This is a genomic window from Fructilactobacillus sp. X7R9C1, from assembly GCF_059901005.1.
On record NZ_JBWXVG010000051.1, the window covers coordinates 1 to 359 of the forward strand.

General features: G+C 46.0%; 1 protein-coding gene. It reads left to right on the top strand.

From position 1 onward, the window contains the following. Window positions 1–359 (top strand): mucin-binding protein (locus AC6UD0_RS07385; protein ID WP_500708707.1); only part of this gene is annotated, 359 nt, incomplete at both ends.

Here is a 359-nt window from a genome sequence, read left to right on the forward strand (position 1 = left end):
CTAGAAGCCCAAGGATATGAACTTGTATCCGATGGCTTCCCAGGTGATGGTTACACCTTCAATACTGATAACCCAACCTTCAAGGTTGTTTTGAAACACAAGACCAAGGAAGTTACTCCAGATAATCCAGGAAACCCAGGACAACCAGTGGATCCAAACAACCCAACGGGACCAAAATATCCTGATGGTACTAGCAAGACGGACTTGACCAAGACCATTACTAGAACCGTGCATTATGTATATGCTGACGGTAGCAAGGCTTCAGAAGACCGCATCGAAACCGTTACGTTCAACAGAACGGCCACCTTTGATGAAGTAACGGGTAAGGTAACTTACAGTAACTGGACGTCAACGAACGC